The organism is Labrys neptuniae, from assembly GCF_040797145.1.
In the GTDB taxonomy this organism is placed as follows: domain Bacteria; phylum Pseudomonadota; class Alphaproteobacteria; order Rhizobiales; family Labraceae; genus Labrys; species Labrys neptuniae.
Genome location: NZ_JBFNQD010000001.1, coordinates 492,079 through 513,988 on the forward strand (window position 1 = coordinate 492,079; position 21,910 = coordinate 513,988).

Sequence of the window (21,910 nt, forward strand, 5' to 3'; positions counted from 1 at the left end):
CGCCTCAAGACATTAGATTCGATTAAAACTTCAATATATTGAAATATAACAATAAATATGTAATTTAATATCAAATTCGCATTGCCTTCATGACCAAGATTTCATATTGGCGGCCTTGAAGCCGCCGGGTTCTTGGCACCACATCCGGCCGTGCTGATCGATCCGGTCGAATCCCAAGATGGAGACGTCCGAAAGTTCGTGGCGAGCTCGGGCTGGGCGATCGTAGAGGAGCAAGAACGGATAATGGATCTGAACAATCTGCTTGGAAAAGTGCTGGGTGCCGGCGGTCAAGTTCTCAACACGCCAGGCAAGAAGCTGGCGGCGGGTGGCGCTGCGGCAGGCATCCTGTTCACCGAAACCGGCCGAGACCTGGCCGGCGCCGCCGTCAAATATGGCGGCATTGCCGCTATCGGCGCGCTCGCGCTGCATGCCTGGCAGCGCAGCCAGGCTGGGCAGGCCGGCGCTCCGGCAACAGCCAACAACGGCGCCACAGCGGCCAATAGCGCGCCGGGCGGCTTCCTGCCGCCGCAAGTGTCGAGCCCACAACCGCTGCCGCCCGTCATCGAGGCACGCGCAGTGGAGGCGCTGCCCGTGGAAACGCCCGCCGCGGCTGAAAGCCACGCCAAGCTTTTGCTGGGTGCGATGATCAACGCAGCCAAGGCCGACGGCAATGTCGACGCCGAGGAGCAGAGCCTGATCCTCGGACATGCCGACAAGCTCAGTCTCTCCGACGACGAACGCAACTTCCTTTTCCAGGAGTTGAGCAAGCCCTTCGACATGGAGCCGATCGTGCGTGGCGCGACCACGCCGGAACTGGCGGCGGAGGTCTACGCCGTTTCGCGCATCGCTGTCGGTGCCGCATCGCCGGCCGAGAATTCCTATCTGCATGTACTGGCCGGGCGCCTGAAGCTGCCGCAGGCGGTGACGGGCCAGATCGACAGCGGCCTTGCTGCCACCGTCGCCCGATAGAGCGATCAAGCCTCGGATCGCATCGATCCTCAGTGCGAACGAAGACCGGGCTTTTTGAGAAAAGCCCGGTTCATCAGGCTTTTGGCCAGGCTGGGGAATGGATTTATGTTCCATAATATATCTTATGCGAATTAAGGACGTGGCCCACCGCCCCACTCCTGGCCCGGTTTCAGCCGGTATTTGCTGCCGCCCCTGATCGCTTCCCGCAACCGAAATTGCCGGCTTGTCGCTCAAGGTTTTTCAGCGCCGACCATCGACGACCGTTCACAGGCATGCCAATTTTAGCCGCTAGGACCGCCGTTTCCCTGGAGGTCGTCCAATGCGCTGCATGCTCCTTGTCTGCCTGCTCCTGCTTGCGCCGCCGGCCCGAGCCGCTACGGACTTTACGGATGGCATCTGGCTGACGACGGGATACGGCCATGCCTATGCCATTGGCGGCGGGCATTTGCAGCGTTTCGAAATCACGGCGATCAGTTGCCAGAAGTCGGTTTCTGCCGAACGGGTCGCGTCTTCGGAAAACGCCGCACGCTTTGCCGGCTCCAGCATCAACAACGATACCGGGGTCACCGATGCCTTCGCGTTCCGGCCAGGACGTCAGCCGAACCAGCTCGTGCTGACTGTCGACGGGGTCGCCACACAAACCCAACTCACGCGCACCGATGCATTGCCCGCGGCCTGTTCGCAGGCCGCCACCGCAGATCCCATCGTCAATTTCGATATTTTCGCGCGGACTTTCGCCGAACAATATCCATTCTTCAAGCAGCATCACGTGGATTGGGACGCCACGACAGCCGCACATCGAGAGGCTATCGGACCAACGACGGACGATCAGACGCTCTTCAGGCATTTTCGTGAAATGCTGACGCCCCTCGAAGATGCCCATGTCTGGATCGAAGCGCCGGCTCTCGGGCAGGAATTCAGCGGCTGGCGTCCACCCGCAACCACGAGCGAGGCAGTCCATCAGCGGGCACTCGCCATCGTCGAAAAGCGTTACCTGACAGGGCCCCTCGCCTGGTACTGCAACCGCCAGCTTGCATTCGGCATGCTGCCCGACGGTATCGGCTATTTGCTGATCGTCAGTTTCGAGAACTATGACAAGAATGCCGAAACCGCCGCCCAGACGGCTGCGCTCGATGCAGCGCTGGACGATATTTTCGGCAAGGCATCCGGATTGCGTGGGCTCGTTGTCGACATACGCCTCAATGGCGGCGGCACCGAAATGCTGGGCTTGCAGATCGCGGGGCGCCTGACCGCGACATCCTATCCCGCTTCCAGCAAGATTTTCCGCATCGACCCGGCGGATCCGACGAAATTCAGCGAGCCGCAGCCGATCATGGTGGCTCCTTCTCCGCGCCCGAGCTTCTACGGACCGATGGCGCTGTTGATGGGGCACGAAAGCGTCAGCGCGGCCGAGGCTTTCGCCATGTCGCTCCAGGGGCGCAGGCATAAACCCGTTTTCATCGGAGAGAACACACAGGGCGTCTTCTCCGATGTGCTGATCCGTCATTTGCCGAATGGCTGGCGCTTCGGTGTTCCCAATGAAATCTACTTGAACGAGAATGGACAAGCCTATGATATAAAAGGTGTTCCACCCGATATTCCGATAACTTTGTTCACCGCGGCCGATCTCGAAGCCGAGCGTGATCCAGCGCTTCAAGCTGCGATGCATGCCGTTGACGAAGCGGGTCGATCGGGGCGCTTCCCGGGCCTTCCAAATCGATAAGTTTTTGCATTAGATATATAATGGTACATTATTGAAAATAATGATTTTTAGCTCGAAATTTGCTTGATTTCGACAATCATTTCATCCGTGCTGCGCGTACGGCAATAGTGCCCCTTCATGCTCTCGATCGAAGCCAGATGGTTCTCCGGCGTCTCGGCCGCGCAGCAATCCTCGACCTGGGTCACCAGGAAACCGCGGTCGGCGGCGTCACGTATGGCGGATTCGACGCATTGATCGGTCACCACGCCATAGACGATCAGGAACTCCACACCGAGATTGCGCAGCACATATTCGATATTGGTGGCGTTGAAGATGCCGGATGCCGTCTTGGGTATGATGATCTCATCCCCCCTGGGACCAACGGTCTCGATCACTTTCGCCTCCCAGCAGCCCTTCGGAAAATTCAGGCCCGAGATCTTGTGGTCGAGGCTGCGGTCGCGCCCATCCTGGGTCAGGCTTTCCAGCACGGTGAAAATCACCTCGATGCCAGCGGCCCTCGCCGCTTCCTGCAGGCGGACCTGGTTGGGGATCACCACGCTGTCGATGCGTTCATAGAAGGCCCGCTTTGCCGCTTCCGGCGTACCCGGCGTACGAGCCCGCGCCAGGATCTGCGCATTGAATTCGCCATTCTGCATGTCGACATTGAGCAGCGCCGTTCGAGCCGGGACGATCCCGCGCTCTCGGTAGGCGCCGCCCGGCGCATCGATGGCTGGAAGGCCTGCCATGCTGTCCTCGTGGGATGGGAAACTTGTTGTAATTCAAATTACGGTTTTTCCCGTAGTTGACCTATCCTGTACCGAGACATCGTGAAAGACAATGGCACCCGTGCGGACGTCAGAACATCCGCGCGGACATCGAGAAAAGGTATCGCCATGGAGCCCCCGAGAGTCGCCCTGCCCCAGACCGGCACGACGCTAGCCGATCGCGTCGCGGCGACCATGCCGTCCCTGAGCGATGCGGAAAAGCGTGCAGCGCGCGCCCTCCTCGCCCGCTACCCAACCACCGGCATGGAGACGGTGGCGCTGTTCGCCGAGAGAGCCAAGGTCAGCGCCCCCACCATTCTGCGCTTCGTGGCCAAGCTCGGCTTTCCGGGCTATGCCGATTTCCGGCGGGCATTGCGCGAGGAAATGGAGGCTCAGGCTGAATTCCCCCTGACGCGCCCCCATGCGGATGCCTCGACATCGGCGCTTCTCGAGTTCGGGCGCGCCCTCGCCGAGACGGTGCAAGGTTCGATCGCCATGATCAACGAGGCGGAGCTCGCGCGTCTCGTCGACATTCTCGTCGATGAAAGACGCCAGGTCTTTCTGCTCGGCGGCGACTTCACCGAGCCGGCTGCCCGGCATCTCGAATTCCACCTGCGCAAGCTTCGCGGCAGGGTCAGGCTGTTCTCCGCAGGATTGATGCGACGCGCCGATGAACTCGCCGAGCTTCGGCGCAAGGACGTCGTGATCCTGTTCGACATCCGCCGCTATCAGGCCGACACGGTGCGTACGGCCGAGGTCGCCAAGAGCCGCGAGGCCGTGGTCGCCCTCTTTACCGACCAGTGGATGTCGGATGCCGCCCAGGTTGCCGATATCGTGCTGAGGGCCCGCGTCGACGTCCCCTCGCCCTGGGACAGCCTGATCGGTGTCATCGCCCTGGTGGAAGCGGTCGCACTCGCGATCGACGCCCGGCAATGGCCGATTGCCAGGGCCCGGTTCGAAACCATCGAAGGTGTTCGGCAGAAATTGCTTCCGTGACGTTTTATTTGTTTTGCCAAAAATTACGGCATAGCCGCTCTTAACATCATCTTGTAAGAAATAATTCTCGCGTGCTAGCGTTCGTCCCAATAAAAACAGGGGAACGGCACGCCAATGGCAACAAGGCCTGAAAGCGTCATCACGGTCTGCTGCAGCGACATTGCCGGCCAGGTCCGCGGCAAGGGATTTCCAGCGGCCGACCTGGAGAACCGTCGCCGCTTCGGTGTCGGCTGGACCCCGACCAACATCATGATCAATTGCTTCGGCCGCATCCCCGCCACGCCTTTCGGCGCGGAGGGCGACCTCATGCTGGTGCCCCAACCCGGCGGCGATATCCGCCTGCCCTATGACGACGGCACGCCCGCCGAGCACATCATCCTCGGCGACATCATGACCATGGCAGGCACGCCCTGGGATTGCTGCCTGCGCGGCCTGCTCAAGCGGGCCATTGCCGCTCTCGAGGCTGAAGCGGGCCTGCGGCTCATCGCCAGCTTCGAGCATGAATTCTGGTACGCGGGCGGTGAAGAACGCCCGGGGGACTCCTATGCCGCCAGCAGCCTCCGAGGCATGGAGGGCTTCATCGGCTCCTTCCTGGCGGCCTTGCGTGCCAACGACATCGCCCCCGACACCTTCCTGCCCGAATACGGCCCGCGACAGTATGAAATAACCATCGATCCCGCGGAAGGCCGGAAAGCAGCCGATCAGGCAGTGAAACTCCGCGAGATCTGCCGCTCGCTGGCCCGCCGCCATGGCAGTCACGCCAGTTTCTCGCCTGTGGTGACCCCGGGCATCGTCGGCAATGGCGTGCACATCCATTTCAGCCTGATCGATCTTGCCGGCAAGCCTGTCTGTTATGAGCCTGGACGACCAGGAGGCATGAGCGAGATCTGCGCTTCCTTCTGCGCCGGCATCCTCAGGCATGCCCGAGCGCTGTGTGCCGTCACCGCACCGAGCGTGATCTCCTATGAGCGGCTGAAACCACATTCCTGGTCGGCCTATTATGCCAATCTCGCCGATCGGGACCGCGAGGCGCTTTTGCGCATCTGCCCCTATCCCGAGATCGAAGGCGTCGACGTCGCCAAGCGATACAACATCGAATATCGCGGCGCCGATGCCACTGCGAGCCCCTATCTGCAATTGGCCATGCTGGTCTTTGCCGGTCTTTCGGGCATACGCGAAGCCCTGCCCGAGCCCTTCATCTCCAGCGGCGATCCCGGGCGCTGGAATGCAACGGAGCGGGCCGAACGCGGCATTGGCGACCTGCCTCACAGCCTCGACGAAGCGCTAGACGCTCTGGAAGCCGACATTGCGGCTACCACTTGGCTCGGCCCAGTCCTGACCAAAGCCTATCTTATGCATAAGCGCGGCGAGATCGAGATGGCCGGGGACACGGGCCTGGAAGACCTCTGCGCCCTCTATGCGAGGGCCTATTGATGGGCTCATTCCCACGCCCCGTTCCGACCGGCCTGCTCGGTGCCGACGATCCGCCGCCGGTAGGCTTGCACAATGACGAGGCTTCCTCTCCCTTCCTGATCATCTGCGACCATGCCGGCAATGCGGTGCCCGCCGTGCTCGCCGGGCTGGGCCTGCCGCAATCGGAACTCGACCGCCACATTGGCATCGACATCGGCATCCTGGGCGTCAGCATGGCCCTGTCCGATCGCCTGCAGGCGCCCCTTATATTCCAACGCTATTCGCGTCTGGTGGCCGAATGCAATCGACGGCTCGACTCGCCCAGCTTCATGACACCCATTTCCGACGGGACACCGGTACCGGCCAACCAGGATCCGACGGCTGATGACCGCCAGGCGCGCATCCGCGAAATCGTCGAACCGTATCACACCGCGATATCCACCCACATCGACCACAAGCTGGCCGCCGGCCAGCCGCTGATCCTGGTGTCGATGCACAGCTTCACGCCCTCGCTTCGGGCCGCTCCGGCACCGCGCCCCTGGCATGTCGGCCTTTGCTATCATGACAACCGCCAATTCTCGGACCTGGTCCTCACCGAATTGGCGCATCAGCGCGATCTCGTGATCGGGCGCAACGAGCCCTATGGGGTCAACATGGCCGAAGATTATTCCGTGCCCGTCCATGGCGAGGAACGGCGGCTACCCTATGTCGAGTTCGAGATCCGCCAGGATCTGATTGCCGATGCCTCCGGCCAAGTAACCTGGGCGGAGCGCCTCGCTCCCGTCCTGAAGGCCGCCTGTGCGCATTTCGGCGTGGAGGCCGGCCGATGATCCCCGATCGCAAGGAGCCCCTCGATCCCGTCAGGACCGCTATCGTGGTGATCGACACCCAGGACGGCATCTTCAATGCACAGGCGGAGGCAACACGGCCCTATTTCTACCGCTCGGCCCGTGATGTCGCGATTCCGAACATCGTGCGCCTGCTGGCTGCCGGCCGGGCAGCGGGTGCCGAGATCGTCTATACCGTCATCGCCAGCCTGACCCGGGACGGGCGCGACCGCAGCCTCGACTACAAGCAGACCGGCTTTCATTTCGCCCCCGGCAGCCCGGAAACCCACGTCATCGCCGAGCTCGCGCCCGGCCCGGACGACATGGTGCTGCCGAAAACCTCATCCAGTCTCTTCAACTCCACCAATTTCGAATATCTCGTCCGCAATATCGGGCTCGACACCATCGTGGTGACGGGCTTCCTGACCGATCAATGCATCGACCACACGGTGCGCGACGGCGCCGATCGCGGCTTTCGCATGATCTGCCCTGTCGACGCCTGCACGACCGATACGCCCGAGCGCCACGCGCATGCCCTCAGCGCCTTCAAAGGCTATTGCCGGCAGGCCAGTACCGACGAGTTGCTGAGAGAACTGGCGGCCCCGCGGAGGCGCAGTGATGGCTGAAGCGACCTCCCCGCAAACCACCCCCTTGCTGCGCACGGCCGATCTCACCAAGGCCTTCCGCGGTCTGGTCGCCCTGCGCAATCAGGCCATCAGCGTACAGGCCGGCGAGATTGTCGGCATCATCGGCCCGAACGGATCGGGCAAAAGCACCTTCTTCAATCTGGTGACCGGCTTCTCGCGGCCCAATGCCGGTACGATCGAATTCCAGGGCCAGTCGATCGCCGGCCTGTCGACGGCAGCCATCGTCGAGCGGGGCATCGCCCGCACCTTCCAGGGCTCGCGTCTGTTCGGTTCGCTGAGCGTGCGCGATAATGTTCTGGCTGCGGCCCAGCTTCGTCATCCCATCGGCCCTTTTGCCGCAATCTTGCGAGGAGCACGCTATCGGGAGCGCCTGGCAGCTGCCCAACACTCGGCCGATGAACTGCTCGACTTGATGGCACTCAAGCCGAAGGCTCGGCTGCCGGCATCCGCCCTGCCCTATGGCGACCAGCGACGCCTCGAAATCGCCCGCGCTCTGGCGACGCAGCCACGGCTCCTGCTGCTCGACGAACCCGCCGCCGGGCTCGATTCCAACGAGACCCGGGTGCTCGCAGGGCTGATCCGGGCCATCCGGGACCGCTATGGCATCGCCGTCGTCGTGGTCGAGCACGACATGGACCTGATCATGACTCTGTGCGAGCGCATCCAAGTCCTGGCCACCGGCGAAGTCATCTGCACCGGTACGCCGGCGGAGGTGCGCAGCAACAGCAGGGTCCGGGAGGCCTATCTCGGCCATGCCTGACGCCCGTTCCTCCTCACCTTTGCTCCGGATCGATGGGCTCGAAGTCAATTTCGGCGCGGTCCGCGCGCTGAAGGGTGTCTCCCTCGATATCGGCCAGGGCGAAGTCGTTGCCCTGGTCGGCGCCAACGGGGCCGGCAAGAGCACGACCTTGCGCACCGTCTCCGGCCTGAATCGTCCGAAAGCCGGAGCCATCACCTTCGCGGGCCAGGCCATCGCAACCCTTCCGCCCGCCGAGATCGTGCGGATCGGCATTTCGCATAGTCCGGAGGGCCGGCGCCTGTTCGGGGGCCTGACGGTGGCCGACAATCTGCGTCTCGGCGCCTGCACGCGGCGGGACCGTGACGGCATTGGCCGCGACCAGGAACGCATGTTCGCCCTGTTCCCGATCCTCAAGCAGCGCCTGACACAATTGGCCGGCACGCTCTCGGGCGGCGAGCAGCAGCAGCTTGCCCTCGCCCGCGCCATGATGGCGTCCCCTCGCCTCCTGCTGCTCGACGAACCCTCGCTCGGGGTCGCTCCGCTGCTGGTCCGCCACATCTTCGAGGCCCTGGCCGAACTCAAGCGCCAGGGCATGACCATGCTGCTGGTCGAGCAGAATATCGCGATCGCCCTCGAATTGGCCGACCGGGCCTATGTGCTGCGCACCGGCCGCGTGGTGCTCTCCGGCAGTTCCGCCGAGTTGACGGCCAATGACCGCGTGGCGCAGGCCTATCTGGGGGCTGACGAATGAACGGCTTCGAATATGTCCTCCAGCAGATCATCAACGCCGTCAGCCTTGGCAGCCTCTACGCCCTCGTGGCGGTCGGTCTCTCCATCGTCTTCGGCGTGCTCAAGCTGACCAACTTCGCCCATGGCGACGTGATGATGGTGGGTGCCTTCACCACCGTGATCCTCGGCGTGGCCGGCATGCCTTTCGCCCTCGCCATGCTCTGCGGCATCGTCGCTGCCGCCCTGGCCGGCTTCGTGATCGAGCGCATCGCCTATCGTCCGATCCGCAACGCACCGGACGTGACCCGGCTGCTGACCAGCCTCGCCGTTACCTACATCCTGGAAAATCTCGGCATCCTGGCCTTCACCTCCTCGCCGCGCAATTTTCCCCTGCCCGATTTGCTCAACGGTTCGTGGCAACTGGCGGATGGGGCGATCACCTTCACCAACATCAACATCCTGACCATCGCCCTCTCCTTCCTGTCACTGCTGGGCCTCGGCTGGTTCATCACCCGCACCACCATCGGGCTCGGCATGCGGGCAGCAGCCGAAGACATGTCCGCTGCCCATCTCGTCGGCCTCGACGTCAACCGCGTCATCGTCATCGCCTTCGTGGTGGCCTCCGCCTATGCCGGCCTCGCCGGCGTGCTCTGGGCCGCCCAGGCCGGCGTGGTCCAGCCGCAAATGGGCTTCACCCCGCTGCTCAAAGCCTTCGTCGCCGCGATCATCGGCGGATTCGGCTCGATCTCGGGCGCCCTCGTCGGCGGCTACATGCTCGGCGCCCTCGAGATCTTCATCGTCGCCTTCCTGCCCGATGCGGTGACGCCCTATCGCGATGCCATCGTCTTCAGCCTGCTGATCGCCTTCCTGCTGTTCCGTCCCGGTGGCCTGCTGCAGCCCAATCGAGAGATCAAGCTATGAGAGCCGGCCTGCGCCTTCCCCTCACCGTCGCCATCGGCATCGTTCTCGCCGCCCTGGTCGCCATCGGCGCGCCCCTTGTCCTGAGCGACTATCTCACGCGCATCCTCATCCTGATTGCCCTCAACTCGATCCTGGTGCTCTGCCTCTCGCTCAGCAACGGCTTCACCGGCGTGTTTTCGCTGGGCCATGTCGGCTTCGTCGGCGCCGGTGCCTATGCCTCGGGCATCCTGTCGCTGACGGTGCAGCAGAAGGCTGCCCTGCTGCCGCATCTGCCTGGCCTTTTGTCGAGCTTAAGCCTGCCCTTCCTGCCGGCCACGCTGGCCGCCGGCCTGTTCACGGCCCTGCTGGCGGTGATCGTCGGCTATCCCCTGATGCGGCTATCCGGCTATTTCGTCTCGGTGGCGACGATGGGCTTTCTCATCATCGTCAATGTCGTGCTGATCAATGCCGTCGACTTCACCCGCGGCTCGCGCACCTTCACCGGCGTGCCGCTGCAGACCAACCTGCCCTGGGTGATGGCCTGGCTGGTGGTAACGCTGCTCCTATTGGCACGCCTGGTCTATTCGCCCTTCGGCCGCTCGATGATGGCTGTCAGGGACGACACCATCGCCGCCGGCGCCGTCGGCATCGACGTGCTGCGCACGCGGCTGATCGCCTTCGTGATCGGGGCCTTCTTCGCGGGCGTCGGCGGTTCGCTCTATGCCCACTATCTCGGCTCCTTCTCGCCGATCACCTTCTATTTCGCCATGACGCTGAACCTGATCGCCATGCTCGTCCTGGGTGGCATGGGATCGCTTTCGGGTGCCCTGATCGGCGTCGTCTGCGTCTCCTTGCTGTCCGAGGTGCTGCGCTCCGCCGAGCGCGGCTTCAGTCTGCTCGGCGTGACCGTGCCGCCTCTGTTCGGGGCGAGCCAGATCGTGCTCGGCATCGTCTTCATCCTGATCATGATCTTCCGGCCGAAGGGGATCATGGGCGACCGCGAACTGACATTCGGGGCGACCAAAACATCGGCGAGCAGTCCATCAATTGAGAGGTGACCAGATGTTGACGTTGAGCAGACGCAGAACCCTCGCCCTCGGCCTGTCGGCCGCCGCCTTGCTGCTACATGCAGGACCCGCGCTCGCGGCCGATCCGATCAAGATCGGCTATTCGGCCAATCTTACCGGTGTGCAAGCCTCGCTGGACGGGCCGATGCTGAACGGCGCCAAGCTGGCGGCGCAGGAGATCAATGCCGCCGGCGGCGTGCTGGGCCGGCCAATCGAGCTGGTGACCTATGATTCCAAATCGGACGCCACCGTGATCTCCACCGTCGCCAGCCAGATGATCGACAGCGACAAGGTCGTCGGCATCGTCGGCTTTGCGGATTCGGATTCGGTGCTCGCTATCGGCCCCCAGGTCCAGAAGGCGGAAATCCCCTTCGTCACCCCCGGCGCCACGTCGCCCAAGCTGCCGGCCCAGCTCGGCAACGAGGTGTTCCTTGCCGCCTTCGGCGACAATGTCCAGGCGGCCGTGGGCGCGGAATTCGCGCTCAAGACGCTGAACGCCAAGACCTGCTACCTGCTGACGGATATCGGCACCGAATACACCACCCTGCTCTCCGATTATTTCGTCAAGGCCTATGAGCATGGCGGCGGCAAGATCGTCGGCAAGGAAAGCTACAAGATCGGCGACAAGACCTTCACCGCACAGATCGCCAAGATCAAGGCCCTGCCCGAAAAGCCAGCCTTCATCTATGCGGCCGCCAATGCCGAGGAGATCGGGCTGATCCTCAAGCAGTTGCGTCAAGCCGGCATCACCCTGCCTGTGGTGGGTGGCGACGGCTACGATACGCCTTTGCTGCTGCAGGTCGGTGGCGAGGCCGCCAACGACACCTATTTCACCACCCACGCCTTCATCGGTGACGGTGCCAGCGCCAAGGTGAAGGCCTTCATGGACGCCTATCAGAAGGCCTATAACACCGTGCCTGAAAATGCCTTTGCCGCACTCGGCTATGACGCGGTGAAACTGATGGCCGACGCCATCAAGCGGGCTGGTGCGCCTGAGCCCGCCAAGATCCGTGACGCGCTCGCGGCGACCTCCGGTCTCGACGGCGTGACGGGTACGATCACCTACCGCCCGAATGTCTCGGTGCCGGACAAGTCCGTCTCGGTGATCGGCGTCAAGGGCGGCAAGCTCACGCTCGCCGGCGAGGCTGCACCCTCCTTCGTGGCGGAACCCTGACATGGCCGCGCCGCTGTCCTTGTGGGAGGTCTATCGCGCCGCATTCGCCGGCGCGATCTTCACCGACCTGAGCCACGCCTTCCACCCCGGGCAGCCTCGCTTCTCGGCCTTCCCGGACGAGGAGCGCCAGCTCGTGTTCGACTATCCCAAGGGCGATGCCTTCCAGGTGCATCGCTACGCCTTCGTCGGGCAATGGGGCACGCATGTCGATCCACCCGTGCATTTCGTCGAGGGCGGACGCGCCGTGGACGATTTGCCGGTCAGCGACATGCTGCTGCCCCTGGTGGTGCTGGACATCCGGGAGAAAGTCGCCGCCAGCCCCGACGCCACCCCCGAACTGAGCGACATCGTAGCCTGGGAAGAACGCAACGGGCCCATTCCAGCAGGATGCTTCGTTGCTCTGCGCACCGGCTGGTCAAGCCGCTGGCCGGATAATGAGCGTTTCTACAACCGCTCGGCGGACGGCGTTTCCCATTGTCCCGGCTGGTCACGGGCCGTGCTCGAAGAACTGTTCGAGAAGCGGGGCATCGTCGCAATCGGCCACGAGCAGATCGACACCGATCCCGGCATGGCGACCTCGAAGGGCGATTTCAGCCTCGAACACTACGTCCTCTCGCGCGATCGCTGGCAGGTCGAGCTGCTCGCCAACCTCGACGGTCTGCCGGAAGCCGGTGCCTTGATCATGGCAAGCTGGCCGAAGGCGAAGGGAGGCTCCGGCTTTCCGGCTCGCGCCGTCGCCATCCATCGTTGATTTCGAACTTTTTCGACATCGCCTCGGTATTGTCGTGACCATGCCGAAACTCATTTCTCAATGCATGTCGAACCAGTATTCGCATGCGAGAATCGTCTGCATGGGGTCGCTTCACCACAAAGACAGGCGTTCTTTAGCCTTTTTGACTACGCTGGCAATCTCTTCGACAGGGGCTGCACTTGCTACCGCCGTCACACTCGAATCTATGTGACCGCACAACCGTTCCATGCTAGCCTCCCTTTAGGTAATTTTGCCTGACACGCCTGGAGTGAACATGGGACTGTTCAATTTCATCAAGGACGCCGGCCATAAGATGTTCGGTTCGAGCAAGGCCGAGGCGGCGCCAGCAGCGCCGGCGGCAGCGGCTCCCACTGACATTGCCGCGCTGGTGAAAAAGCAGATCGAGGATGCTGGCCTCAAGGCCGAAGGCTTGAATGTGTCGGTGGACGGCGACAAGGTCGTCCTGGGTGGCATGGCTCCTTCCCAGGAAATCGCCGAGAAGATCATCCTCACGGCCGGCAACAACAATGGTGTGGCACAGGTCGACAGCCAGCTCGGCGTCAACACCCCCGGAACCCCCTCGACCATGTATACGGTGGTGAAGGGCGACACGCTCTGGGCCATCGCCGAGAAGCATTACGGCAAGGGCAAGGGCAATCTCTACAAGGAGATCGTCAAGGCCAACACCCCGCCGGTCAAGGACCCCGACCACATCCTCCCCGGCTGGGTGCTGCGCATTCCGCCGGTTGGGCAGGCCTGAGACCGTCCGACTTTACGGTTGAAAATTCGAACCCGGCGAGCTCCCTCGCCGGGTTTTTCTTTGGCGTCGCCCTATAAAAGCTGCGGGCCAATAGAACCCCACAACGGAATACCTTCGATGCTAATCATGCAGGTCGCCAATGGCGTCCGTGAAAAGAATTCGACGCAAAAAATTGGTAGTTGATTGATTGCAAAAGAAGGCATAAATAATAGATTCAGATACAATTTCTATAGATACTTTATTTTTCTAGGCAGAAAATATTTTAATTTAAACCCCAGATGCAATCCCATCTCCCCTGCCAATTATGGCCTAATACGGAGTCGGAAGAGGATGAGCGTTCCAGGGAATATTACCGTACCTGCATTTCTATTGTACCCAAATGGCGACGTGAACGATCCATACCCCGTCAAGATTAAAGTGGAGTATGTAGAGGAAGATCCATTTGATCCGGGACCAAAGGTTATAATAGACGGCGCATCAATCGGAAGTCTTGGCGGCGGAACCACTATCGAAGAATACGACTCTCCGGTTAATGGTGAGAATTTCGAAGGATATAAGCTTGTTGGCAGCGTTTACAACTCCAAAGGAAGCGAAAAAACTGTTACAATCTTTATTGACAAATTTGGTAACGTCGTTTCGGCGTCGGGCGAGAACATTTATTGGACCGGCACGCAGCTCGAGACAGTCCCGCTTACAACTGACGCCCCACTACCCACGGCAATATTCGGCGATGCCCCCTGCTTCGTAGCCGGGACGATGATTCATACGACCCGGGGCAATATTGCGGTTGAGCATTTGAGAATTGGCGACGTCGTCATCACTGCGAATGGCAGTCGTCGCAACATTGTATGGCTGGGGTGTAATGAGGTGGAACCAACCCGCCATTCCCAACCGGAGGCGACCTATCCCTTTAGAATCCGCGCACATGCTTTCGGCGATCATCGTCCCTCTCGCGATCTGTGGCTATCGCCGGATCACGCGGTGGCGGTACCCTGCCTGTCAAATGTGCTCATTCCGATCAAGCATCTCGACAACGGAGCGACCATTTCGCAAGTACCGGTCGACAGGGTGGTCTATTGGCATGTCGAATTGGAGCAGCATGACGTGCTTCTGGCCGAGAATCTTCCGACAGAGAGCTTCCTCGACACCAGGGGCAAGAGTTTCTTCAGGGTAGATGAACTCGAAGAGGGAAAGGTGAGTTTTCCCGCACGCAGTGGGCAGCCCCAGGCTCAGTTACCGCGTCGCAGAACCTGGAATTCGGATGCTTGCCTACCACTGGTGACCGAAGGCCCGATCGTGGCGGCTATACGCGTTCAGTTGCTGGATCAGGCCAAGCAACTCGGTTGGACACTATCCGACCTGGCAGCTTTGCGCTTTGAGGCTGAAGGGGGAGAAGAGGATCTGAGCGTCTACGCCTTGTCCGACACATTCTATCGCTTGATTTTCCCAGCTCATGTCAAAGCGATCGCATTATTTTCCTCCACTTTCGTGCCTCGTCATACGGATGTGGAGACCTATGATGATCGCCGTTTAGGTGTGCCTTTGCGCCGATTGGACGTGCATGATTCGAGCGGATTTCGTAAGATTGCTCTCGATGATGCAGGTCTTTCGGAAGGGTTCCACGCCATCCAGCAATGGCAGGGCGATCGCTGGCGCTGGACGAATGGGCGGGGCACCATCGCTTCCAGCTTGTGGGCAGACGCCGTCGGTTTGGTCACCCTCGAGATCGAACTGGCACGCGATCGAGGCCGAATGCGTGCCTGGCTTGAGCCAACCGATTACAGCCTCCCTCACGACGATGCATACGCCTCAGAAAACGCTGCGTAATTCCTGACTGGCATGGGGTGATGGTGGAGGCTGTCACCAAGCACGGTTCTGCCACGTCCCTTACTTCACCGCCCCCGCCGTCAAGCCCGCCACGATCTGGCGTTGGGCGAACAGGGTCAGCAACAGCACCGGCAGCGTCACCACCAGGGCCGCGGCGGCGAGCGGGCCCCAGCTCACCTGTTCGAAGGACAGCATGTTGTAGACGGCAACCGGCAGGGTGCGCGTCTCGCGGCTGGCCAGCACGATGCCGAAGACGAAATTGTTCCAGGAGAAAATCACGGCCAGGATCAGGGAGACCACGATACCGGGCTTGGCGATCGGCAGCGCCACTTTGTAGAAGATCTGCCAGCGCGAGGCGCCGTCGATCATCGCCGCCTCTTCCAGTTCCAAAGGCGTCGTCTCGAAATAGCCGATCATGATCCAGATCACGATCGGGATCGTCACCACTAGGTGGATGATGATCTGCGGCCAGAGCGTGCCGAGCAAGCCGAGCGACTGGAACAGAAGGAACATCGGGATCAAGAAGGACAGACCCGGCGTCATGCGCGCGATCATGATCACCATCGCTGCCTTGTCGGCCTTGATGCGGGCGATGCCATAGCCTGCCGGCACGCCAACGATCAGCGCCAGCGCCGTGGCCGCGCCGGTGACGATCACGCTGTTCCAGAAATAGCGCAGGAAATCGTTGGTGGCGAAGATCTCGGTGTAGTTCGACCAGGCGAACTGCTCGGGAATCAGGATCGGCGGATAGGCGCCATTGTCGATCTCGTATTTCAGCGAGAGCGACAGCATCCAGATGAAGAACAGCAGTGCCGGCGACACCACGACAAAGCCGAGAAAGAGCGTGCCGGCGAGACGCAGGAGACGTCGAGGTGTCATCGACCGAAGCTTCATCATCCAAATACTCATCATCGCGGCCTCACGTGTTCCATTTCGCGCGCTGGCGCAGATGCAGCAGCACCAGCGACATCACGATGATGATGATGAAGAACACCACGGCGATCGCCGAGCCGTAGCCGATGTCGTAATAGGAGAAGGCCACGTTGTAGAGGTAGAGATTGATGGTCTCCGAGGCCGTGCCCGGGCCCCCCTGCGTCATGGCATAGATGATGTCGAAGCTCTTGAGCGCATCGATCGAGCGGATGATCACCGCGATCATCATGAACGGCAGGATCATCGGCAGCGTGATATAGCGGAATTTCTGCCAGGCATTGGCCCCGTCGATCTCCGCGCCCTCGAAGGGCTCGCGCGGCATCGAGGCCAGTCCGCCAAGCACGATGAGCATGATCAGCGGCGTCCATTGCCAGGTCTCGACCAGCACCAGGGAGGGGATCACCGTGCCCTGCTCGAAGATCCAGGCCTGGGCCGGAATGCCGACCAGGGACAACAGATAGTTCAGCACGCCGAGCTGGGGGTGGAACATCATGGTCCAGACCAAAGCCACGGCGACAGGCGTCGCCATCATCGGCATCACGAAAATGCCGCGCAGCAATCCACGCAACGGCATCTTCGAATCGAACACCAGGGCCGCCAGCGTACCCAGGATCAGCGGCGCCACCACCGAGAGCACGGTGTAGGTGAGCGTGTGCCACATCGACTCCCAGAACCGCATATCGCCGGCAAGGCGGATATAGTTCTCCAGCCCCACGAAGCGCGGCGCGGAGCCGACCTGCCAGGCGTTCGCGCTCATGCCGACGGTGAACAGCCAGGGAAAGACGATCACCGCCGCTACGAGTAGGAGTGCCGGCAGGATGAAGGGCCAATAGCCCGGCCTGAGCGGGCCGGACGCACCATTGTTCGTCTGGACGGACACCACGGCCGGGCTTTCGACGCTCATTGCGCCTCGCTGCGGGCGAGCACAGGCTTGAAGGCTTCCGTCGCCTTCTTCATCTCGGTCGCCGGATCGGCGCCACCGAGCAGATTGGTCAGGCCCACACCGATGATGTCGCGGAACTCGGTGACCGGGATGATCACGGGAAGCCCGAGCTGGCTGATCGGGGCCGATTGCGCCACGCAGTCCACCCAGGCACCCGGCATGGTCACGCCTTCGCGTACCTTGGCGTCGTTCAGGATCGAATTGCGGAACGGCACGCCCGCTCCGGCCTGCAGCAGCCGTGCCCCCATTTCCTTGGAAATCGCCCACTGGCAATAGAGATAGGCCGCTTCCTTCTTGGCCGAGGCCTCGGTGACGCCGATGCCGTCGCCGAAGGTGGCGGAGGCCTGCGCCGCCGGCCCCTTGGGCATCACGCCATAGCCGACCTTGCCGACCACGCGGGACTTCTGCGGATTTTCGAGCGGCGGGGCGAAACCGACACCGTCGAGCCACATGCCGACCTTGCCCTGCAGGAAGGCGGACTGGCATTCGGCCCAATTGAAACCGGTAACGCCGCGCGGCGCCGACTTGGTCATCAGGCGCTGGTAGAGCGCGGCAGCCTCGATCGCCTCGGCGGAATCGGTCTGCAGCGAACCGTCGGCGCCGACGGGGTTCTTGCCATGGCCGAGCAGGAAGCTGGTCCACACCGGCACATTGGCATTCTTGGCACCGCGCGCCACGAAGCCCGCAATATTGTTGCCGGCATCCGTGATGGTTTCGGCCGCCTTGACCATCTCCTCGAAGGTCTTGGGATATTCAAGCCCCTTGGCGGCGAACAGGTCCTTGTTCCAATAGACGATCCAATAGTCCACCGAGAAGGGCAGCGCGCCGAAGCGCCCGTTCTTGTCCTTGGCGAAGGCAAGGCCCGCAGCGGCGAAATCGCTTTCGACCAGGGAAGGATCGGTCAGTTCCGGATTCTTGAGGAAGGGGCCGAGATCGGCCAGCCAGCCGGCCTTCTCGAACTGGCGCTTCTGCACGTGATAGCTGACATGGATGACGTCGAAACTCGGCTTGCCAGAAGTCAGCTCGATCACCGCCTTCTGGCGCTGCTGCTGCTCGGGCGTCTGCTCGGCATTGACCTTGATGCCGGTCAGTTCCTCGAATTCCTTCTGATATTTCTGCAGCGTATCGCCACGCGGGCTCTTGATCAGATTCACCTCGAGCGTGGTGCCGGCATATTTCTTCCAGTCTACCGCCGCAAAGGCCGGCCGGATACCGGTGAGACCGGCAGCACCGAGTGCGGCGGAACCGGCCAGGAATTGCCGGCGCGACGGCTTCAACAAATCAAAACTCATAGGTTCCTCCTCCCAAAGCTTCTTCTGGATCGTCTGTCTCGTGGGTCGTCCCGGCGCTAGACCTTCAGCGCCAGGGCACGGGCGTTGTTGATGTGTTCGGCAATGGCGTCCACTGCCCTTTGCGGCTCTCTGCTCTCGATGGCATCGAGAATGGCAAGGTGCTCGCGCATCACCGGCACCACGCGACCGTCGATACGGAAACGCTCCTGGTTGATCAGGCGCATCTTGATCGAGTTGACGCGGTAGGCTTTGGCGATGATCTCGTTGCCGATGGAGTCGATAATGGTGTCGTGCAGGTTCCAGTCGGTCGCCTGCGCCTGTTCCACCATCTCCGGTGCCAGATCCTCCGACAGTCCCCGGGCCAGCATGTCCTCGTGCTCGCGGCGCAGCTTCGCCAGCAGGCCATCGGACGCCGACACTGTGAAAAGCGCCACGGCCTCTTTTTCGAGGAAGAGACGGAACTGAAAGGCGTCTTTGATGAGGTTGAGGTCAATATGGGCGATCTGGATGCCCCGCTGGGGGATGGTGGAGAGCAAGCCCTCCGCTTCCAGGCGCGGCACGAGTTCGCGGATGGCGCCGAGCGGCAGGCCGGTCAGGGCCACCAGCTCGCGCTGGGATACGAATTGGCCGGGACGGACATCACGCGCCAGCAGGTGGCGGGTGAAACTGGCATAGGCCTTTTCCCGCAACCGCAGCGGTTCGCCGCCTTCCTCCATTCGCCCCCCCTCCCTGGTCCGGAGCAATGCGATTTTTGCCGAATCGCACCTTTCTCCAGCCTCGATTGTGACGCCTTTAGGCTACCTTCGTCTGTCCGATGCGATCAAACAGGCCCGCCAGCTTCTTGGCATCATTCTCGGGCAACGTCACCAGCGGCGCCCTTGTGGCCGACCATGCCGCATCGCCGGTACGATAGGCAACCATCGCCTTGACGGCCGGGATGACCGGATAGTGGACGAGTTCGTCGACGAAGGCGACCAGCCCCGCATCGTCCCGCCCCTCGTGAACCATGGGGAGCAGGCGCTCGGGACAGATATTCGCCATGCCGGAGATCGCCCCCTGCCCGCCCAGACGCACGCCGGCCGCCAGGCCTCGCTCATCGCCGATCAGGATGGCGAGGTCGCCATGGGTTTCCAGGAGGGACTGGGTAAACGGCCAATTGCCCGAGGAATCCTTGACGCCGGCCACCACTGACGGGAATGCCTGCTTCAGCCGCCCGATCAGGTCCACCGAAAGCTCCACGGCGGTAACCGAGGGAATGTTATAGAGATAGACGCCCCTCGCCTTCGGCCCGATCGCCTCGAACACGGTGGCAAACCAGGCGAACAGGCCGTCATCCCGCAATCCCTTGAAATAGGAAGGCGGTGCCAGAAGCACGCCACGACAACCGGCATCGAGCGCCTGCCGCGCCTGAGCGGCGGCATCGGCAATGGCATTTGCCATCACGCCGACCACGATCTGCCGCGCCTCGACGCCGTCAGCCAGGAAGCCCGACAGCAGGATGTCGCGTTCAGCGGAAGCGATCGAGGCTCCCTCCCCGGTGGTGCCGAACAACGTGACGCTGCCGCAACCATTGGCAAGGCACCAGCGCGCATGGGCGACAGCACGGGTGACGTCAACTTGCCCCTGGCCATCGAAGGGTGTGGTCAATGCCGCCGAAAGGCCGAACCGTTGATGCGTCATCCCAGTCTTCCATCGAATTTTCAATATGCAATTATCGATAACAGACTGACATGTCAGTCGCAAGTCGGACGGGAAATTTTGTCCGATCATTTTCCGCTGCCAGGCTTGACCGATTGCCGTCAGGCGACGACATTCGCGACGTCATCCAGCGGCTCTCGCTTCGGCGAGCCGGTCGCACGGCTCCATCCCTTCAACCGCCATCCGATCATGACATTCCCCCTTGGGCTCGCCGCGACCTGGCCGGACCTTGCCGGCAATGCGGATTTTGCTGCCCTGCTCGACCGCAGCCTCTGTCGCCTGATGGGGCACGGGCTTTTTCAAACCCTGCCAGGCAGCCGGCCAGACGCAGCATGGCTCTATGCCGAGGCGCCCTTCTGCCTCCTGGCCCACGACACCCAGCCCGATCCCATTTTCATCTATGGAAACAAGGCTGTACAGGCTTGTTTTGAATATGATTGGGAGGATTTAACGCAATTGCCATCCCGTCTATCGGCGGAATTTCCGGATCGAGACGAACGCCAGCGCCTGCTCGATACGGTCAGGAGCCAGGGATTCATCGCCGATTATCGCGGCGTGCGCATCGCCAAATCGGGCCGGCGCTTCTTCATAGAGAATGCCACCGTCTGGGAGGTCATCGACGAGGCCGGCATCCGCCATGGCCAGGCCGCCATGTTCGCCTCCTGGCGCGACCTGCCCTGATCCGTCAGCGGATGATCAGGGCCGTTCCCCACAGGCCGATCGCGAATACCGTGTGCGCAACCAGATTGAGCAGGCGCACCTTGGTGGGACTGGGCGTTTTCGACGCAGCCCAGCCAATGCCGAGCCCGGGTTGCAGCAAGAACCAGCCAGCCCCCACCGTGACGATGCCGAGGATCCAGGCCGGCAGGAATGTCGGATTCGCCAGCCAGGCCCCTCCGGCGAAGACCACCAGGATCACGCCGTAGAGAATGCCGACCACGTAATGGCCAATCCAGCCCAACGCCAATTCATGGGCATAGGGTGCGGCCTTGCCGATATCGTCATGGAAGACGCGGCCCTCTTTCAGATGCCAGAACCAACGGCCGACAGGCGCCCAGTTCGGCAGGTTCTCACCGAAGAATTTGTGCAGCAGGATCGCCCATAGATCCATCAGGATCGTTGCACCAACGCCGATCGCAACGCCGCGCCAGAAAAGTTCGAACATGCCGATTCCGCCAAGAGGACTGTATTCATCATACAAAACACGCTGCGCTCGGCAGACGCAAGATTTCAAATTTCGAGAAGAGCGCGGATTTCGTCGGGATCCGCGATGATGATGCGGCGTGCCAGCGAAACGGCAAAGCCACCGCGTGCCAATATAGCGATTTCCCGTTCGATCTCGGCTTCCTTGTCCGTCCGGCGCCAGGGACCGATGCGCCGGCGCTGTGCCAGCCGTGCAGCAGCCCTTTCTTCGGCTGCGTCACTTTCCTCTCCCGCAAGAGCCTCAGCCACCAAAGTGCGATCGACGCCCTTGGCAGCCAGGGCAGCGCCGATCCGGCGCGCCGAAAGGCCCCGGCTGCGTCCGGCGTGAAGGCGTGCCTCCACAAAACTGGCGTCGTCGATGAAACCGAGCTGCCGGCAATAGCCGATCGTGCGCTCGATCAGGTCGGCGACGTCAGCTTCCGGACCCAATTTGCGGCGTGCCCTTCGCTGCAGGACCTGACGGAGGTTGGCGACGCTGGTCGATCGCTGGCCGAGATAATGGAGCGCGGACTTGCGCATCCAGCTTTCTTCGCGGCTCAGCGACGGGATGATGGACATGGCAGCCTCGAATCGTTG

General features: G+C 61.9%; 24 protein-coding genes. 15 read left to right on the forward strand and 9 right to left on the reverse strand.

All coding sequences use genetic code 11. The features are described from left to right. Positions 1-243 precede the first annotated feature (243 nt). Positions 244-969, forward strand: a complete 726-nt coding sequence (locus ABXS05_RS02270) for a tellurite resistance TerB family protein (RefSeq protein ID WP_367622760.1) — start codon at positions 244-246, stop codon at positions 967-969. Between the two features lie 169 nt (positions 970-1,138). Here ABXS05_RS02270 and ABXS05_RS02275 read toward each other — a convergent pair whose 3' ends face one another. Continuing rightward, the gene (locus tag ABXS05_RS02275) at positions 1,139-1,852 is read right to left on the reverse strand and encodes a hypothetical protein (RefSeq protein ID WP_367622761.1); all 714 of its coding nucleotides are present in this window, start codon (positions 1,850-1,852) and stop codon (positions 1,139-1,141) included. On the opposite strand from ABXS05_RS02275, the gene ABXS05_RS02280 reads away from it, so the two are divergent. After that, positions 1,826-2,692, forward strand: coding sequence for a S41 family peptidase (locus tag ABXS05_RS02280; protein ID WP_367622762.1), 867 nt, complete (start codon positions 1,826-1,828; stop codon positions 2,690-2,692). The two genes, ABXS05_RS02275 and ABXS05_RS02280, sit on opposite strands and share 27 nt — an antisense overlap. Positions 2,693-2,739: 47 nt before the next feature. On the opposite strand, the gene ABXS05_RS02285 is transcribed toward ABXS05_RS02280, so the two are convergent. Beyond that, positions 2,740-3,417, reverse strand: a complete 678-nt coding sequence (locus tag ABXS05_RS02285) for a cysteine hydrolase family protein (RefSeq protein ID WP_311936074.1) — start codon at positions 3,415-3,417, stop codon at positions 2,740-2,742. 147 nt (positions 3,418-3,564) lie between these two features. Here ABXS05_RS02285 and ABXS05_RS02290 point away from each other — a divergent pair, with 147 nt between their 5' ends. From ABXS05_RS02290 to ABXS05_RS02345, 12 genes are all read left to right on the forward strand, one after another. After that, positions 3,565-4,431 carry a MurR/RpiR family transcriptional regulator gene (locus tag ABXS05_RS02290; RefSeq protein WP_311936071.1) on the forward strand — a complete coding sequence of 289 codons (867 nt, stop codon included), beginning with the start codon at positions 3,565-3,567 and terminating at the stop codon, positions 4,429-4,431. A 114-nt stretch (positions 4,432-4,545) separates the two neighbouring features. Beyond that, complete coding sequence (locus ABXS05_RS02295; RefSeq protein ID WP_367622763.1) at positions 4,546-5,865, forward strand: type I glutamate--ammonia ligase; 1,320 nt, start codon at positions 4,546-4,548, stop codon at positions 5,863-5,865. Further along, complete coding sequence (locus ABXS05_RS02300) at positions 5,865-6,674, forward strand: N-formylglutamate amidohydrolase (RefSeq protein WP_367622764.1); 810 nt, start codon at positions 5,865-5,867, stop codon at positions 6,672-6,674. Before ABXS05_RS02295 ends, ABXS05_RS02300 begins: the two co-directional genes overlap by 1 nt. Then, positions 6,671-7,297 carry a cysteine hydrolase family protein gene (locus ABXS05_RS02305; protein WP_367622765.1) on the forward strand — a complete coding sequence of 209 codons (627 nt, stop codon included), beginning with the start codon at positions 6,671-6,673 and terminating at the stop codon, positions 7,295-7,297. The genes ABXS05_RS02300 and ABXS05_RS02305 overlap by 4 nt, the downstream gene beginning before the upstream one ends. Continuing rightward, positions 7,290-8,078, forward strand: coding sequence for an ABC transporter ATP-binding protein (locus ABXS05_RS02310; protein ID WP_367622766.1), 789 nt, complete (start codon positions 7,290-7,292; stop codon positions 8,076-8,078). The genes ABXS05_RS02305 and ABXS05_RS02310 overlap by 8 nt, the downstream gene beginning before the upstream one ends. Further along, positions 8,071-8,808 (forward strand): ABC transporter ATP-binding protein, encoded by a 738-nt coding sequence (locus ABXS05_RS02315; RefSeq protein WP_367622767.1) that lies wholly within the window; start codon positions 8,071-8,073, stop codon positions 8,806-8,808. The genes ABXS05_RS02310 and ABXS05_RS02315 overlap by 8 nt, the downstream gene beginning before the upstream one ends. Continuing rightward, positions 8,805-9,707 carry a branched-chain amino acid ABC transporter permease gene (locus ABXS05_RS02320; RefSeq protein ID WP_311936053.1) on the forward strand — a complete coding sequence of 301 codons (903 nt, stop codon included), beginning with the start codon at positions 8,805-8,807 and terminating at the stop codon, positions 9,705-9,707. Before ABXS05_RS02315 ends, ABXS05_RS02320 begins: the two co-directional genes overlap by 4 nt. After that, positions 9,704-10,744 carry a branched-chain amino acid ABC transporter permease gene (locus tag ABXS05_RS02325; protein ID WP_311936051.1) on the forward strand — a complete coding sequence of 347 codons (1,041 nt, stop codon included), beginning with the start codon at positions 9,704-9,706 and terminating at the stop codon, positions 10,742-10,744. The genes ABXS05_RS02320 and ABXS05_RS02325 overlap by 4 nt, the downstream gene beginning before the upstream one ends. A 4-nt stretch (positions 10,745-10,748) precedes the next feature. Beyond that, complete coding sequence (locus ABXS05_RS02330; RefSeq protein WP_367622768.1) at positions 10,749-11,927, forward strand: ABC transporter substrate-binding protein; 1,179 nt, start codon at positions 10,749-10,751, stop codon at positions 11,925-11,927. 1 nt (position 11,928) lies between these two features. After that, the gene (locus ABXS05_RS02335) at positions 11,929-12,678 is read left to right on the forward strand and encodes a cyclase family protein (protein ID WP_311936046.1); all 750 of its coding nucleotides are present in this window, start codon (positions 11,929-11,931) and stop codon (positions 12,676-12,678) included. A gap of 274 nt (positions 12,679-12,952) precedes the next feature. Further along, the gene (gene lysM / locus ABXS05_RS02340; RefSeq protein ID WP_311936043.1) at positions 12,953-13,438 is read left to right on the forward strand and encodes a peptidoglycan-binding protein LysM; all 486 of its coding nucleotides are present in this window, start codon (positions 12,953-12,955) and stop codon (positions 13,436-13,438) included. Positions 13,439-13,768: 330 nt separating this feature from the next. Continuing rightward, the gene (locus tag ABXS05_RS02345; protein ID WP_367622769.1) at positions 13,769-15,265 is read left to right on the forward strand and encodes a Hint domain-containing protein; all 1,497 of its coding nucleotides are present in this window, start codon (positions 13,769-13,771) and stop codon (positions 15,263-15,265) included. Between the two features lie 60 nt (positions 15,266-15,325). On the opposite strand, the gene ABXS05_RS02350 is transcribed toward ABXS05_RS02345, so the two are convergent. From ABXS05_RS02350 to ABXS05_RS02370, 5 genes are all read right to left on the reverse strand, one after another. Further along, positions 15,326-16,144 (reverse strand): carbohydrate ABC transporter permease, encoded by an 819-nt coding sequence (locus ABXS05_RS02350; protein WP_149250883.1) that lies wholly within the window; start codon positions 16,142-16,144, stop codon positions 15,326-15,328. A 40-nt stretch (positions 16,145-16,184) separates the two neighbouring features. Further along, positions 16,185-17,102, reverse strand: coding sequence for a carbohydrate ABC transporter permease (locus tag ABXS05_RS02355; protein WP_367622770.1), 918 nt, complete (start codon positions 17,100-17,102; stop codon positions 16,185-16,187). Further along, positions 17,099-18,433 carry an ABC transporter substrate-binding protein gene (locus ABXS05_RS02360; protein ID WP_311936034.1) on the reverse strand — a complete coding sequence of 445 codons (1,335 nt, stop codon included), beginning with the start codon at positions 18,431-18,433 and terminating at the stop codon, positions 17,099-17,101. Before ABXS05_RS02360 ends, ABXS05_RS02355 begins: the two co-directional genes overlap by 4 nt. A gap of 56 nt (positions 18,434-18,489) precedes the next feature. Further along, positions 18,490-19,149 carry a GntR family transcriptional regulator gene (locus ABXS05_RS02365; protein WP_311936031.1) on the reverse strand — a complete coding sequence of 220 codons (660 nt, stop codon included), beginning with the start codon at positions 19,147-19,149 and terminating at the stop codon, positions 18,490-18,492. A 76-nt stretch (positions 19,150-19,225) separates the two neighbouring features. Further along, positions 19,226-20,113: a dihydrodipicolinate synthase family protein gene (locus tag ABXS05_RS02370; protein ID WP_367622771.1), complete on the reverse strand. Its 888-nt coding sequence runs from the start codon at positions 20,111-20,113 to the stop codon at positions 19,226-19,228. A gap of 207 nt (positions 20,114-20,320) precedes the next feature. Between ABXS05_RS02370 and ABXS05_RS02375 the strand changes: the two genes are divergently transcribed. Then, positions 20,321-20,812, forward strand: a complete 492-nt coding sequence (locus ABXS05_RS02375) for an MEKHLA domain-containing protein (protein WP_367623422.1) — start codon at positions 20,321-20,323, stop codon at positions 20,810-20,812. A gap of 4 nt (positions 20,813-20,816) precedes the next feature. Here ABXS05_RS02375 and ABXS05_RS02380 read toward each other — a convergent pair whose 3' ends face one another. Both ABXS05_RS02380 and ABXS05_RS02385 read right to left on the reverse strand, forming a co-directional pair. After that, on the reverse strand, positions 20,817-21,296 hold the full coding sequence (locus ABXS05_RS02380; RefSeq protein ID WP_367622772.1) for a DUF2938 domain-containing protein: 480 nt from the start codon (positions 21,294-21,296) through the stop codon (positions 20,817-20,819). A gap of 65 nt (positions 21,297-21,361) precedes the next feature. Next, the gene (locus ABXS05_RS02385; RefSeq protein ID WP_367622773.1) at positions 21,362-21,892 is read right to left on the reverse strand and encodes a regulatory protein RecX; all 531 of its coding nucleotides are present in this window, start codon (positions 21,890-21,892) and stop codon (positions 21,362-21,364) included. Positions 21,893-21,910: the final 18 nt, after the last annotated feature.

Bases quoted from the DNA above. Each gene is read 5' to 3' on its own strand.
- ABXS05_RS02275 (WP_367622761.1), bottom strand. From the start codon at position 1,852: ATGGGCATCTTCGAGGGGCGTCAGCATTTCACGAAAATGCCTGAAGAG.
- ABXS05_RS02280 (WP_367622762.1), top strand. From the start codon at position 1,826: ATGCTGACGCCCCTCGAAGATGCCCATGTCTGGATCGAAGCGCCGGCT.
- ABXS05_RS02355 (WP_367622770.1), bottom strand. From the start codon at position 17,102: ATGAGCGTCGAAAGCCCGGCCGTGGTGTCCGTCCAGACGAACAATGGT.
- ABXS05_RS02325 (WP_311936051.1), top strand. From the start codon at position 9,704: ATGAGAGCCGGCCTGCGCCTTCCCCTCACCGTCGCCATCGGCATCGTT.
- ABXS05_RS02320 (WP_311936053.1), top strand. From the start codon at position 8,805: ATGAACGGCTTCGAATATGTCCTCCAGCAGATCATCAACGCCGTCAGC.
- ABXS05_RS02370 (WP_367622771.1), bottom strand. From the start codon at position 20,113: ATGACGCATCAACGGTTCGGCCTTTCGGCGGCATTGACCACACCCTTC.
- ABXS05_RS02305 (WP_367622765.1), top strand. From the start codon at position 6,671: ATGATCCCCGATCGCAAGGAGCCCCTCGATCCCGTCAGGACCGCTATC.
- lysM (WP_311936043.1), top strand. From the start codon at position 12,953: ATGGGACTGTTCAATTTCATCAAGGACGCCGGCCATAAGATGTTCGGT.
- ABXS05_RS02335 (WP_311936046.1), top strand. From the start codon at position 11,929: ATGGCCGCGCCGCTGTCCTTGTGGGAGGTCTATCGCGCCGCATTCGCC.
- ABXS05_RS02380 (WP_367622772.1), bottom strand. From the start codon at position 21,296: ATGTTCGAACTTTTCTGGCGCGGCGTTGCGATCGGCGTTGGTGCAACG.
- ABXS05_RS02285 (WP_311936074.1), bottom strand. From the start codon at position 3,417: ATGGCAGGCCTTCCAGCCATCGATGCGCCGGGCGGCGCCTACCGAGAG.
- ABXS05_RS02345 (WP_367622769.1), top strand. From the start codon at position 13,769: ATGAGCGTTCCAGGGAATATTACCGTACCTGCATTTCTATTGTACCCA.
- ABXS05_RS02290 (WP_311936071.1), top strand. From the start codon at position 3,565: ATGGAGCCCCCGAGAGTCGCCCTGCCCCAGACCGGCACGACGCTAGCC.
- ABXS05_RS02270 (WP_367622760.1), top strand. From the start codon at position 244: ATGGATCTGAACAATCTGCTTGGAAAAGTGCTGGGTGCCGGCGGTCAA.
- ABXS05_RS02295 (WP_367622763.1), top strand. From the start codon at position 4,546: ATGGCAACAAGGCCTGAAAGCGTCATCACGGTCTGCTGCAGCGACATT.
- ABXS05_RS02365 (WP_311936031.1), bottom strand. From the start codon at position 19,149: ATGGAGGAAGGCGGCGAACCGCTGCGGTTGCGGGAAAAGGCCTATGCC.
- ABXS05_RS02385 (WP_367622773.1), bottom strand. From the start codon at position 21,892: ATGTCCATCATCCCGTCGCTGAGCCGCGAAGAAAGCTGGATGCGCAAG.
- ABXS05_RS02360 (WP_311936034.1), bottom strand. From the start codon at position 18,433: ATGAGTTTTGATTTGTTGAAGCCGTCGCGCCGGCAATTCCTGGCCGGT.
- ABXS05_RS02315 (WP_367622767.1), top strand. From the start codon at position 8,071: ATGCCTGACGCCCGTTCCTCCTCACCTTTGCTCCGGATCGATGGGCTC.
- ABXS05_RS02330 (WP_367622768.1), top strand. From the start codon at position 10,749: ATGTTGACGTTGAGCAGACGCAGAACCCTCGCCCTCGGCCTGTCGGCC.
- ABXS05_RS02310 (WP_367622766.1), top strand. From the start codon at position 7,290: ATGGCTGAAGCGACCTCCCCGCAAACCACCCCCTTGCTGCGCACGGCC.
- ABXS05_RS02375 (WP_367623422.1), top strand. From the start codon at position 20,321: ATGACATTCCCCCTTGGGCTCGCCGCGACCTGGCCGGACCTTGCCGGC.
- ABXS05_RS02300 (WP_367622764.1), top strand. From the start codon at position 5,865: ATGGGCTCATTCCCACGCCCCGTTCCGACCGGCCTGCTCGGTGCCGAC.
- ABXS05_RS02350 (WP_149250883.1), bottom strand. From the start codon at position 16,144: ATGACACCTCGACGTCTCCTGCGTCTCGCCGGCACGCTCTTTCTCGGC.